This window comes from Streptomyces sp. CA-243310, from assembly GCF_050936775.1.
Lineage (GTDB): Bacteria > Actinomycetota > Actinomycetes > Streptomycetales > Streptomycetaceae > Streptomyces.
The window spans coordinates 93,458-106,361 of the sequence record NZ_JBNJMF010000002.1 but is presented as its reverse complement, the minus strand read 5'-3'; the positions used below and the strand labels follow the sequence as shown (position 1 = coordinate 106,361).

The following is a 12,904-nucleotide window of genomic DNA, read 5'->3' as shown; positions in this document are numbered from 1 at the left end:
GAGAGCAGGCTTCGATGGTCCGCGAGCTCACCCACTTCATCGGCGGAAAGCACACCACCGGCACGTCCGGGCTCTTCGCCGACGTGTACGACCCCAACACCGGAGCGGTCCAGGCCAGGGTCCCCCTGGCCGGCCGCGCCGACACCGAGGCGGCGATCGCCAACGCCGAGGAGGCCCAGCAGGAGTGGGGCCAGTGGAACCCACAGCGCCGTGCCCGCGTCATGTTGCGCTTCCTTCAGCTCGTCGAAGGTGAACGTGACGCGCTGGCCCGGCTGTTGTCGTCCGAGCACGGCAAGACGGTCGCCGACGCCCACGGTGACCTCCAGCGCGGACTGGAGGTGGTCGAGTTCGCCGCCGGCATCCCGCACCTCCTCAAGGGCGAGTTCACCGACAACGCCGGCACCGGCATCGACGTACATTCCCTGCGCGCTCCGCTGGGCGTGGTCGCCGGCATCACCCCCTTCAACTTCCCCGCGATGATCCCGCTGTGGCAGGCGGCCCCTGCCCTGGCCTGCGGGAACGCCTTCATCCTCAAGCCCTCCGAACGGGACCCCTCCGTCCCGCTGCGGCTCGCCGAACTGTTCCTGGAGGCGGGCCTGCCGCCCGGCGTCCTCAACGTGGTCAACGGCGGCAAGGAAGCCGTCGACACCCTGCTGGAGGACCCGCGCGTCCAAGCCCTCGGCTTCGTCGGCTCCACCCCGATCGCCGCGCACATCTACGCCACCGCCGCCGCCCACGGCAAGCGCGCCCAGTGCTTCGGCGGCGCCAAGAACCACATGATCGTGATGCCGGACGCCGACCTCGACCAGGCCGTGGAGGCACTGATCGGGGCGGGCTACGGCTCGGCCGGCGAGCGCTGCATGGCCATCGCCGTCGCCGTCCCCGTGGGGGAGGAGACCGCGAACGCGCTGGTCGCCAAGTTGAAGGAGCGGATCGCCACCCTGCGCATCGGCACCTCCGACGACCCGGACGCCGACTTCGGCCCCCTGGTCAGCCAGGACGCCCTCGACCGCGTCCGGCGCTACGTGGACATCGGCGTCAACGAAGGCGCCGAACTCGCCGTCGACGGAAGGGGTTTCAAGCTCCCCGGGCACGAGAACGGCTACTTCACCGGAGCCACCCTCTTCGACCGCGTCACCCCGAAGATGCGGATCTACCGCGAAGAGATCTTCGGCCCGGTGCTGTCCGTCGTACGGGCCGCCGACTACGAGGAGGCCCTGCGCCTGCCCACCGAGCACCCCTACGGCAACGGCGTCGCCATCTTCACCCGCGACGGGGACACCGCCCGCGACTTCACCCGACGGGTGGGCGCCGGCATGGTCGGCGTCAACGTGCCCATCCCCGTCCCCGTGGCGTACCACACCTTCGGCGGCTGGAAGCGCTCGGGCTTCGGAGACCTCAACCAGCACGGCCCCGACTCCATCCGCTTCCACACCCGCACCAAGACCGTCACCTCGCGCTGGCCCTCCGGGGCCAAGGAGGGCGCGAGCTTCACCATCCCGACGATGGGATGAGCGCCATGACCACCCTCACCGAGGACCAGCTCGCCCTCGCCGAGGTCACCCTCGACTTCGCCCAGGAGCACCTCGCGCCGCACGCCGTCGCATGGGACCGCGACAAGCACTTCCCCGTCGAGGTGATCCGGCGGGCCGCTGCCCTCGGGCTCGGCGGGATCTACGCACGCGAGGAGCACGGCGGCAGCGGCCTCAGCCGCAGCGACGGCGTCCTGATCCTGGAGACCCTCGCCACCGGCTGCCCCTCCATCGCCGGATACCTGTCCATCCACAACATGGTCGCCTGGATGATCGACCGCTTCGGGGACGACGGACAGCGCCGGCGCCGGCTGCCCGGCCTGTGCACGGCCGACACGCTGGGCAGCTACTGCCTGACCGAGCCGGGAGCCGGCTCCGACGCCGGCGCCCTGCGCACCCGCGCCGAGCGGGACGGGGACCACTACGTCCTGACCGGCGTCAAGCAGTTCATCTCCGGCGCCGGCGCCGCGGGCGTGTACATCGTCATGGCCCGGACCGGCGAGGCGGGCCCCCGGGGCATCTCGGCGTTCGTCGTCGAACGGGACGACCCGCGGGTCTCCTTCGGTGCCAACGAGGCGAAGATGGGCTGGAACGCCCAGCCCACCCGGCAGGTGATCCTCGACGGGGTGCGGCTGCCCGCCGACCGGCGGCTCGGCGCGGAGGGTGACGGCTTCCGCATCGCCATGAACGGCCTCAACGGCGGCCGCCTCGGCATCGCCGCCTGCTCCCTGGGCGGCGCCCAGAGCGCCCTGGACCGCAGCCTGTCCTACCTCGCCAACCGGGAAGCCTTCGGTACCCGGCTGCTGGACGCCCAGGCGCTGCAGTTCCGGCTCGCGGACATGGCCACCGAGCTGGCCGCCGCCCGCGCCCTGCTCCGTACGGCCGCCGAGGCCCTCGATGCCGGTGATCCGAAGGCGGCGGAACTGTGTGCGATGGCCAAGCGGTTCGCCACCGACACGGGCTTCGCCGTCGCCAACGAGGCGCTCCAGCTCCACGGCGGTTACGGCTACCTGAGTGAATACGGCATCGAGAAGATCGTCCGCGATCTCCGTGTGCACCAGATCCTGGAAGGGACCAACGAGATCATGCGCGTCATCGTCGCCCGCGGCCTGACGGAGGCCCTGCGATGAGCGAGGAAGAGGTCCTCGTCCACAGCGAGGGACGTGCCGGTCACCTGGTCCTCAACCGTCCCAGGGCCCTCAACGCGCTCAACCACGCCATGGTGCTGCGGATCGAGGAGGCCCTGACCGACTGGCGCGATGACCCCACCGTGGAAACGGTCGTGATCTCCGGAGCGGGGGAGCGGGGACTCTGCGCGGGCGGCGACATCCGCGCCATCTACGAGGACGCCCGCACCGGCGGCACCGCCTCGGCGGACTTCTGGCGCGACGAGTACCGGCTCAATGCCCTGATCGCCCGCTACCCGAAGCCCTATGTGGCCCTCATGGACGGCATCGTCATGGGGGGCGGCGTCGGCATCTCGGCCCACGGCTCGGTCCGAATCGTCACCGAACGCTCCCGGGTCGCGATGCCGGAGACCGGCATCGGTTTCGTCCCCGACGTCGGCGGCACCTACCTCCTCGCGCTCGCACCCGGAGAGCTCGGCACCCATCTGGCCCTGACGGGTGCGCCCATCGGTGCGGCCGACGCGCTGCTGTGCGGCCTCGCCGACCACTTCGTGGCCTCCGAACGGCTCGGAGCGCTGGTCGCGGACCTCACCCGGGTGCCCGTGCACGACGCGCTCGCCGCGCACGTGAGCCCGGCCCCGGCGGGTGAACTCGCGGCCCACCGGGAGTGGATCGACCACTGCTACGCCGCCGACACGGTGGAGGAGATCACGGCCCGACTCCTCGCCAGTGGCATTCCGGCGGCGAAGGAGGCCGCGGCCACCCTGGCCGCCAAATCGCCCACCGCGCTGAAGGTGACCCTGGCCGCCCTGCGCCGGGCCCGCGCACTCGGCCCGCTGGAAAGGGTCCTGGAGCAGGAGTACCGGATCTCCTGCGCGGCCCTGTCCTCGCCCGACCTCGTCGAGGGCATCCGCGCCCAGGTCATCGACAAGGACCGCAACCCGCACTGGAGGCCCGCCCGCCTCTCCGAAGTGACGGAGGCCGACACGGACCGCTACTTCGCCCCGCTCGGCGATGACCGCGAACTGGCCCTCGCCGCAACCGACTCGTTCCAGGAGGTGCCCTGGTGACCACCGTCATCGGCTTCATCGGCCTCGGCCACATGGGTGGCCCGATGGCCGCCAACCTCGTCGCCGCGGGACACCGCGTCCTCGGGTTCGATCTCGTCCCCGACGCGCTGGCAGCCGCCTCTTCGGCCGGGGTGGAGATCGCGGACTCCGCGGCGAAGGCGGCAGCCGGAGCGGACGTGGTGATCACCATGCTGCCCGCCGGCCGACACGTCCTGGCTCTCTACCGGGACGAGGGGCTGCTGGCGACCGCGAAGGCCGGAACCCTGTTCGTCGACTGCTCGACCATCGACGTCGCCGACGCCCGCGCCGCACATGAACTGGCCGTGGCCGCCGGACACCGGGCGCTCGACGCACCCGTCTCGGGCGGCGTGATGGGCGCCGAGGCGGCCACCCTCACCTTCATGGCCGGCGGCGGCGACGCCGAGTTCGCCGAGGCCGAACCGCTGCTCGCGGCGATGGGCAAGAAGACCGTGCACTGCGGGGGCGCGGGTGCCGGACAGGCCGCGAAGATCTGCAACAACATGATCCTGGGCATCTCGATGATCGCCGTCAGTGAGGCCTTCGTGCTCGGCGAGAGCCTGGGCCTGTCCCACCAGGCGCTGTACGACGTCGCGTCCACCGCCTCCGGGCAGTGCTGGGCACTCACCACCAACTGTCCCGTCCCCGGCCCGGTCCCGGCCAGCCCCGCAAACCGCGACTACCGGCCCGGGTTCGCCGCCCCGCTCATGGCCAAGGACCTCGGACTGGCGGCCAATGCCCTGCGCGCGGGAGGCATCGACGCCGGACTCGGTCTGCGCGCCGCCGAGATGTACGCGGCCTTCGCCGAAGGCACCGGAGCGGAACAGGACTTCTCCGCCATCGTCAACGCCCTGCGCGGTGCCACCGCAGCACAGAACGGATGAGCCTCATGACCGACACCGACACCGACACCGGCATCGCTACGGACGCTCCGTACGAGACGATCCTGGTCGAGCGCAAGGGCCGTACCGCCCTCCTCACCCTCAACCGGCCGAAGGCGCTCAACGCCCTCAACCTCCAGGTGATGAACGAGGTCGTGGCCGCCACCGAGGCCCTCGACCGGGACCCGGACATCGGCTGCATCGTCCTCACCGGCTCGGCGAAGGCCTTCGCGGCGGGCGCGGACATCAAGGAGATGCAGCCGCAGGGCTACATGGACATGTACCTCAGCGACTGGTTCACCGCCTGGGACCGCCTCGGCAACCTCCGCACCCCCACCGTCGCGGCGGTCTCCGGCTACGCCCTGGGCGGAGGCTGCGAGCTGGCCATGCTCTGCGACATCCTGCTCGCGGCCGACACCGCCGTCTTCGGCCAGCCCGAGATCAAGCTCGGGGTGATTCCCGGCATCGGCGGCTCCCAGCGGCTCACCCGGGCCGTCGGCAAGGCCAAGGCCATGGAACTGTGCCTCACCGGACGGACCATGGGCGCCGTCGAGGCGGAGCGGGCCGGGCTCGTCTCCCGTGTCGTGCCGGCCGACGAGCTGATGGCCGAAGCGCTGGCCGTCGCCGAAACCGTCGCGGGCATGTCCGCGCCCGTCGCGATGATGGCCAAGGAGGCCGTCAACCGGGCTTTCGAGACCACCCTCGCCGAAGGCATCCGCTTCGAACGACGGCTCTTCCACGCCGTGTTCGCCACCGCCGACCAGAAGGAGGGCATGAGCGCCTTCGTGGACAAGAGGTCCCCGGACTTCACCCACCGCTGACGCCGTCCCCCGAGCGGCTCCCCGCCCCTCCCGGAGCGAGGAACCGCTCGGGGCCCCCGCTGTGCACACACGCGTGGTCGAACTCAGGTATACAGCCGCAGATCCCCCTCACCACCGACCCGAGACACCTAAACATCCACCCTCCTGTCCGTCGGCAAGCCACTCAGGCACGTTCAGCCCGCCGTCCCGATCGCGTGGGCGACCCTGACCGCGTCGGCTGTCGCCCGGACGTCGTGCACTCTGACGGCCCAGGCTCCCTGGTAGGCGGCGATCGCGGAGAGGGCGGCGGTGGCGGCGTCCCGTCCGTGCGCGGGCGGCGGCGCGCCGTCCGCGTCGGCCAGGACATGCCCGAGGAACCTCTTCCGGGAGCCGGCGACCAGAACGGGGCGGCCGAGTGCGCACACCTCGGCCAGTCCGGCCACCAGAGAGAGGTCGTGCTCGGCTCGTTTGGCGAAGCCCAGTCCGGGGTCGACCACGAGGCGGTCCGGCGCGATGCCGGCGGCCACGACGGCCTCGACGCGGGCGCCGAGTTCGGCGACAACCTCACGCACCACGTCGTCCGGGTCGGAGGCTTGTGCCTCCGACCCGGACGACGAGACATCAGCCGTTGTCGGCCGGCAGCTCTGCGCGGACCTCGCGGGCCGCCGCCACCAGGTTCTCCAGGGAGGCGCGGGTCTCGGTCCAGCCACGGGTCTTCAGCCCGCAGTCGGGGTTGACCCACAGCCGTTCGGCGGGAATGGCCTCAAGTCCCTTGCGGAGCAGGGCTGCCGCTTCCTCCGTGGAAGGGATGCGCGGCGAGTGGATGTCCCACACGCCCGGTCCGGCCTCGCGCGGGTAGCCGTGCTCGGCGAGCTCGTCGGCTACCTGCATGTGGGAGCGGGCGGCCTCCAGACTGATGACGTCGGCGTCGAGGTCGTCGATGGCCTGGACGATGTCGCCGAACTCGGCATAGCACATGTGGGTGTGGATCTGGGTGTCCGGCCGGACGCCACTGGTGCTGAGGCGGAAGGATTCGGTGGCCCACTCCAGGTACTCGGCGTGGTCGGAGGCCCGCAGCGGCAGTGTCTCGCGCAGCGCCGGCTCGTCGACCTGAATAACTGAAGTGCCTGCCGCTTCAAGGTCGTTGACCTCGTCGCGGAGGGCGAGGGCGACCTGGCGGGCGGTGTCGCCGAGCGGCTGGTCGTCACGTACGAAGGACCAGGCGAGCATCGTGACGGGGCCGGTCAGCATGCCCTTGACCGGCTTCGTGGTCTGCGATTGGGCGTAGGAGGTCCAGCGCACGGTCATCGGCTCGGGGCGGGAGATGTCCCCGGCCAGGACCGGCGGGCGGACGTAGCGGGTGCCGTAGGACTGCACCCAGCCGTGCTGGGTGGCGAGGTAGCCCGTCAGCTGCTCGGCGAAGTACTGCACCATGTCGTTGCGTTCGGGCTCGCCGTGCACGAGGACGTCGATCCCGGTCTTCTCCTGGAAGGAGAGCACCTCGCGGATCTCGTTCTCGATCCGCTCCTCGTAGCCCACGGCGTCGATGCGGCCCGCGCGCAGGTCGGCGCGGGCCACCCGCAGTTCGTCGGTCTGCGGGAAGGATCCGATGGTGGTGGTCGGCAGGAGCGGCAGGCCCAGGTGGGCGCGCTGAGCCACCGTGCGCTCGGCGTAGGGCTGCGCGCGGCGTCCGTCGGCGTCGGTGATCGCGGCGGTTCGGGCCCGGACCGCCGGGTCGCGGGTGAGGGCGGAGGCGGCGCGGGAAGCCAGGTCGGCCCGGTTCGCGGAGAGCTCGGCGGTGATCGCCTCGGTGCCCTCGGAGAGGCCACGCGCCAGCGTGGCGATCTCGGTGGTCTTCTGGCGGGCGAAGGCGAGCCAGCGCCGGATCTGCGGGTCGATGTCCTGTTCGGCCGTTGCGTCCAGCGGGACGTGCAGCAGCGAGGAAGACGCGGCCACGTCCACCTGGTCCGCGAGACCGAGGAGGGTGCCGAGTGTGGTCAGCGACTTCTGGTAGTCGTTGATCCAGATGTTGCGGCCGTTGACGACACCGGCGACGAGCCGCTTGCCCGGCAGGCCGCCGACGGCAGCGAGGCCCTCCAGGTTCGCGGCGGCGGCTCCCGTGAAGTCCAGGGCGAGGCCCTCGACGGGGGCGGCGGCGAGTACCTGCAGGGCGTCGCCGAGCCGGTCGAAGTAGGAGGCGACCAGCAGCTTCGGCCGGTCGGTCAGCGTGCCGAGCCCGCGGTAGGCGCGGGCGGCCGTGTTCAGGTCGGCCGGGGTGCGGTCCTGGACGAGGGCGGGCTCGTCCAGTTGCACCCACTCGGCTCCGGCGGCACGCAGGTCGGCGAGGACTTCGGTGTAGACGGGCAGCAGCCGGTCCAGCAGGGTCAGCGGCTCGAAGTCATCGGCCACACCCGGGGCGGGCTTGGCCAGCAACAGGTAGGTGATGGGGCCGACCAGCACCGGACGGGCCGAATGGCCCAGCGCGAGGGCTTCCTTCAGCTCGGCGACCTGCTTGGTCGAATCGGCGGTGAAGACGGTGTCCGGGCCGAGTTCGGGGACCAGGTAGTGGTAGTTGGTGTCGAACCACTTGGTCATCTCCAGCGGGGCGACGTCCTGCGTGCCGCGGGCCATCGCGAAGTAGCCGTCGAGCGCGTCGGCGGCAACCGCCCGGCGGTGTCGCTCGGGGACAGCGCCGACCATGATGCTGGTGTCCAGGACATGGTCGTAGTACGAGAAGTCGCCGGTCGGAACCTCGGAGATGCCGGCGTCGGTCAGCTGCTGCCAGTTCGAACGGCGGAGTTCGGCCGCGGTCTCCCGGAGGGCGTCGGCGGTGACGCGGCCCTTCCAGTAGCCCTCGATGGCCTTCTTCAGTTCGCGGTTCTGTCCCTGGCGGGGGTAGCCGTACACGGTGGCTCGTGCTGCCGCGGCTGCGGGCTTCGCTGTCACGGAACTCTCCTTCGCGAGATGTGTCCACAACATCCCGGAGACGGGACGCGGACGCGAAGGGAACGACAGAACGGGCGGCCCACCCTGCGGGGAAACCCGCACGTGCCGCTCGCTGTGTACGCCGACCCGCCCACGAGGTCACCGAGATGTCCGCACGGGAATCGTCCACGTGCGGGCAACGGGCAGGTCTTCGGACTCGCGGGCACGCCGGCCGGAGTTTCCCGGCGGGCACCTAATGGCCGTCGCTTCCCAGGACCGTTGTCCGGTCCCAGTGCGTATGACGGCGGTCGTTCCCACTCACCGCTGCGGGGCAGTCCCGGATTCCCACCGGGTTCCCTCTTGCGACGCATCCCGCCTGGCGGACGGGGCGAACCAGTTGCAGGGACCACATTAGGTCGATCCGATCGAGGGAGGGCAAGGCCGTCCACATGTCGGACGCCGGAATTGAGACGTTCCGGCAAAGGAGCGCCGGATCCCAGCGGCGGGCGATTCAGTGCTCCCTGACGACCGGGTACGGCACGTAGGTGCGCAGATCGGGGTCGACAGCCAGACTGCCGCCGGCCGGGGGGCGGGCCCGCTGGGCGCAGTCCTGCCGTTCGCAGATCCGGCAGCCCAGACCGATGGAGGTGGTGGCGCGCGGGTCGTGCAGGGCGATGCCCTCCGCGTAGACGAGGCGGGGTGCGTGCCGGAGTTCGCAGCCGAGGGCGACGGCGAAGTCGGCTCGCGGCGCGTGATGGCCGAAGCCGCCGCGGGTGACCGTCCGCGCGATCCAGAAGTACTTCTTGCCGTCGGGCATTTCCGCGACCTGGGTGAGGATGCGGCCGGGGGAGGAGAAGGCTTCGTAGACGGTCCAGAGCGGGCAGGTGCCGCCCAGGCGGGAGAAGTGGAAGTCGGTCGCGGACTGCCGCTTGGAGATGTTGCCCGCGCGGTCGGCCCGGAGAAAGGAGAACGGCACTCCACGGTGACCGGTGCGCTGGAGGGTGGACAGACGGTGGCAGACGGTCTCGAAGCCGACGCCGAAGAGTGCCGAGAGAAGTTCGATGTCGTAGCGCACCTTCTCGGCCGCCGTGTGGAAGGCGGTGTACGGCATGAGGAGGGCGCCGGCGAAGTAGTTGGCGAGTCCGATCCGGGCCAGCCCCTCCGCCTGGGGAGAGGCGAGCTCGGCGGATGCCACCAGCTGGTCCAGCAGCGGGCCGTGCTCCAGTAGCGCGAGTTGGGTGGCCAGTTGGAAGGCGCGCTGCCCTTCGCTGAGCCAGGGGGACAGCAGGAGCAGACCGCTGCCGGCGTCGAAGCGCCGCGCGTCGGCGGACCGTTCCGGCCCCGCGCGGAGCACCTTGATGCCATGCCGGGTCGACAATCGGCCGGTGAGCGCATCGGCGGAGCGGCCGACCTGACCGAGGCCGAGGTCCGCGGCGGTCTGTTCGGCCTCTGTCTCCAGGGCGGGGAAGTGGTTGTGGTGGGCGTAGAAGAAGTCCCGCACCTCGTCATGAGGCTCGGCGGGCAGCAGGCCCGCGGTGTCCTCGGGGGAGGCCAGGGCGGCGACCCGCTCGGAGGATTCCCGGTAGCGCCGGTGGAGGGCGACGAGCGCCCGGGCCACCTCCGGATGATCGCGAGCGACGTCGGCGATCTCCTCCTGCGGTACGGAGGTACCGCATGCCTCGTCACCGAGAGCGGTGCGCAGATCGGTGGCCAGCCGCTCCTCGCCGGCCTCGGAGAAGAACTCGGGATCGACGCCGAAGACCTCGGCGATCCGCAGCAGCACGGGGGCCGTCAGCGGACGCCGGCTGTGTTCGATCTGGTTGAGGTAGCTGGTGGACAGGCCGAGGGCGCGGGCGAGCTCGACCTGGTTCATGCCCCGCTCACGGCGCAGCCTGCGCAGCTTCGCGCGGGCGTAGATCTTCTGTCCGGCGGCCCGACCCATGGTGATCAGACTCCTCTCAGCGCCCTCTTCCGTGTGAAGTTATCATTCGCAGATTTTGCAAAATTTGCAGATTCGCACGTTTCGCATGGACGAATTACGCAATGTGGAGCCATCGCGCCGGGCTCGCCGCGTGGGAAGACTCAGTGGCGTACGACCCAACCACCGCACGCCGCGAGGAGTCCCGTGATCGACCACCAGGTACGCGTCCACCCCAGCGCCGACCGTCTGCCCCGCGAGGAGCAGCTCGCCTGGAAACTGGCCGCCGTCGCCACCGGTACCCAGGACGTGCCGAACCTCGACCCCGAGGCCTCGGAGATGGTGATCAACCGGATCATCGACAACGCGGCGGTCGCCATCGCGTCGCTGCGCCGCCGCCCGGTCGCCGTCGCCCGCGCCCAGGCCCTCGGTCACCGGACGCCGTCAGGCGCGTCGGTCTTCGGAGTCGCGACCGGAACGCGGGTTTCGCCGGAGTGGGCCGCTTGGGCCAACGGCACCGCGGTCCGCGAGCTGGACTTCCACGACACGTACCTGGCCGCCGACTACTCCCACCCCGGGGACAACATCCCGCCCCTGCTCGCCGTGGCCCAGCGCACCGGCCGCTCGGGCGCCGACCTGCTGCGCGGCATCACCGCCGCCTACGAGATCCATGTCGCCCTGGTGAAGGGGATCTGCCTGCACGCGCACCGCATCGACCACGTCGCCCACCTGAGCGCCGCGACGGCCGGCGGGATCGGGGCGATGCTGCGGCTGGACACCGAGACCGTGTACCAGGCCATTCAGCAGGCCGTGCACACCACCACGGCGACGCGGCAGTCCCGCAAGGGCGAGATCTCCAGCTGGAAGGCGTTCGCGCCGGCCTTCGCGGGCAAGGTCGCTATCGAGGCGGTGGACCGGGCCATGCGCGGCGAGGGATCCCCCTCACCGATCTACGAAGGGGAGGACGGGTTCCTGGCCTGGATGCTGGACGGCCCCGAAGCCTCGTACACGGTCACGCTGCCCGCGCCCGGGGAGGCCCGCCGCGCCATCCTCGACACCTACACCAAGGAACACTCGGCCGAGTACCAGGCGCAGGCGATCATCGACCTCGCGCGCGGGTTGCGGGAGAAGGCCGGCCCGCTGGAGAAGGTCCGCTCGATCGTCCTGCACACGAGCCATCACACCCACAACGTCATCGGTTCCGGCTCGGGCGACCCGCAGAAGTACGATCCGGCCGCCGGCCGGGAGACCCTGGACCACTCGGTGCCGTACATCTTCGCCGTCGCGCTTGAGGACGGCGGCTGGCACCACGAGCGCTCGTACGCCCCCGAGCGGGCCCAGCGGCCCGCGACCATCGAGCTGTGGCAGAAGATCTCCACGGTCGAGGACCCGGAGTGGACCCGCCGCTACCACCACCGGGACCCGGCCCGCCGTGCGTTCGGTGGCCGCGCCGTGATCACCCTGGTGGACGGCACGGTCATCGAGGACGAACTCGCGGTCGCCGATGCCCACCCCGCCGGCGCGCGCCCCTTCGACCGCACCGGCTACGAGGGCAAGTTCCGCACTCTGACCGAGGCCATCGTCACCCCCCGGGCGCAGGAGGACTTCCTTCGGACCGCAGGGCGGCTGGCGGACCTCGCCACCGCCGACCTGGCGGGCCTCTTCCCGGCCGTCGACACGAACGCCGTCGCCGCCTACGACGCCCAGCTCCCGAAGGGCCTGTTCTGATGCTGCACACCCACACCACGCCAGGTTCCCGCCGCCGCCGATTCCGCGAACAGCTGGGCTCCGGAAGGCTGCTGAAGATCCCGGGCGCGATCAACCCGTACTCGGCCAAGCTCATCGAGCAGGCCGGCTTCGACGCCGCCTACCTCTCAGGAGCGGTACTCGCCGCCGATCTGGGCCTGCCCGACATCGGCCTGACCACCTCCACCGAGGTCGCCGCCCGGGCACAGCAGGTGACACGGGCGACCGACCTACCGGTCCTCGTCGACGCCGACACCGGCTTCGGCGAACCGATGAACGCCGCCCGCACGCTCCAGCTCATGGAGGACGCCGGGCTGGCAGGCCTCCACCTGGAGGACCAGGTCAACCCCAAACGCTGCGGACACCTCGACGGCAAGACCGTCGTGCCGCGTGAGGAAATGACCCGCAGGCTCCGTGCCGTCATCGACGGCCGCCGCGACCCGGACTTCCTGATCATGGCCCGTACCGACGCCCGCTCGGTGGAAGGGCTCGACGCGGCCATCGACCGGGCCAAGGCGTACGTGGACGCCGGCGCCGACGCGATCTTCCCCGAAGCCCTCGCGGACGAGGCGGAATTCGAGGCGTTCCGCAGGGCCGTCGACGTACCGCTGCTCGCCAACATGACCGAGTTCGGCAAGAGCCGCCTCCTCGATGCGGCCACCCTCGAGAACCTCGGCTACAACATCGCGCTCTACCCCGTCACCCTCTTCCGTCTCGCCATGGGCGCGATCGAGGACGGACTGCGCACGCTGGCCGTCGAAGGCACCCAGGAGTCCCTGCTGCCCCGCATGCAGACCCGCTCCCGGCTCTACGAGGTGCTCGGCTACGAGGACTACGACACCTTCGACTCGGCCGTCTTCAACTTCACCCTTCCGCCCGGCAACTGA

10 protein-coding genes and 1 riboswitch are annotated in these 12,904 nt (G+C 71.0%); of the genes, 7 read left to right on the top strand and 3 right to left on the bottom strand.

The features are described 5' to 3' along the window. Positions 1-14: 14 nt before the first annotated feature. From ACQEVM_RS17985 to ACQEVM_RS17965, 5 genes are read left to right on the top strand one after another with little or no spacing between them, the layout of a single operon-like run. Positions 15-1,514, top strand: a complete 1,500-nt coding sequence (locus ACQEVM_RS17985; RefSeq protein ID WP_433080229.1) for a CoA-acylating methylmalonate-semialdehyde dehydrogenase — start codon at positions 15-17, stop codon at positions 1,512-1,514. Next, positions 1,511-2,662, top strand: coding sequence for an acyl-CoA dehydrogenase family protein (locus ACQEVM_RS17980; RefSeq protein ID WP_433080227.1), 1,152 nt, complete (start codon positions 1,511-1,513; stop codon positions 2,660-2,662). The genes ACQEVM_RS17985 and ACQEVM_RS17980 overlap by 4 nt, the downstream gene beginning before the upstream one ends. Continuing rightward, complete coding sequence (locus tag ACQEVM_RS17975; protein ID WP_433080225.1) at positions 2,659-3,729, top strand: enoyl-CoA hydratase/isomerase family protein; 1,071 nt, start codon at positions 2,659-2,661, stop codon at positions 3,727-3,729. Before ACQEVM_RS17980 ends, ACQEVM_RS17975 begins: the two co-directional genes overlap by 4 nt. Beyond that, positions 3,726-4,631 carry a 3-hydroxyisobutyrate dehydrogenase gene (mmsB, locus tag ACQEVM_RS17970; protein ID WP_433080223.1) on the top strand — a complete coding sequence of 302 codons (906 nt, stop codon included), beginning with the start codon at positions 3,726-3,728 and terminating at the stop codon, positions 4,629-4,631. The genes ACQEVM_RS17975 and mmsB overlap by 4 nt, the downstream gene beginning before the upstream one ends. 5 nt (positions 4,632-4,636) lie before the next feature. After that, positions 4,637-5,449: an enoyl-CoA hydratase gene (locus ACQEVM_RS17965; protein WP_433080221.1), complete on the top strand. Its 813-nt coding sequence runs from the start codon at positions 4,637-4,639 to the stop codon at positions 5,447-5,449. Positions 5,450-5,622: 173 nt separating this feature from the next. Here the strand turns inward: ACQEVM_RS17965 and ACQEVM_RS17960 are convergent, their stop codons facing one another. The 3 genes from ACQEVM_RS17960 to ACQEVM_RS17950 all read right to left on the bottom strand — a co-directional run bounded on the left by ACQEVM_RS17960 (position 5,623) and on the right by ACQEVM_RS17950 (position 10,295). Then, positions 5,623-6,138, bottom strand: a complete 516-nt coding sequence (locus ACQEVM_RS17960; RefSeq protein WP_433080219.1) for a dihydropteroate synthase — start codon at positions 6,136-6,138, stop codon at positions 5,623-5,625. After that, positions 6,050-8,374: a 5-methyltetrahydropteroyltriglutamate--homocysteine S-methyltransferase gene (metE, locus tag ACQEVM_RS17955; protein ID WP_433080217.1), complete on the bottom strand. Its 2,325-nt coding sequence runs from the start codon at positions 8,372-8,374 to the stop codon at positions 6,050-6,052. Before metE ends, ACQEVM_RS17960 begins: the two co-directional genes overlap by 89 nt. Before the next feature lie 164 nt (positions 8,375-8,538). Beyond that, positions 8,539-8,766, bottom strand: a riboswitch (cobalamin riboswitch). 98 nt (positions 8,767-8,864) lie between these two features. Continuing rightward, the gene (locus ACQEVM_RS17950; protein ID WP_433080215.1) at positions 8,865-10,295 is read right to left on the bottom strand and encodes a short-chain fatty acyl-CoA regulator family protein; all 1,431 of its coding nucleotides are present in this window, start codon (positions 10,293-10,295) and stop codon (positions 8,865-8,867) included. Between the two features lie 183 nt (positions 10,296-10,478). Here ACQEVM_RS17950 and ACQEVM_RS17945 point away from each other — a divergent pair, with 183 nt between their 5' ends. Both ACQEVM_RS17945 and prpB read left to right on the top strand, forming a co-directional pair. Then, positions 10,479-11,999 (top strand): MmgE/PrpD family protein, encoded by a 1,521-nt coding sequence (locus ACQEVM_RS17945; protein WP_433080213.1) that lies wholly within the window; start codon positions 10,479-10,481, stop codon positions 11,997-11,999. After that, positions 11,999-12,904: a methylisocitrate lyase gene (prpB, locus tag ACQEVM_RS17940; protein ID WP_433080211.1), complete on the top strand. Its 906-nt coding sequence runs from the start codon at positions 11,999-12,001 to the stop codon at positions 12,902-12,904. Before ACQEVM_RS17945 ends, prpB begins: the two co-directional genes overlap by 1 nt.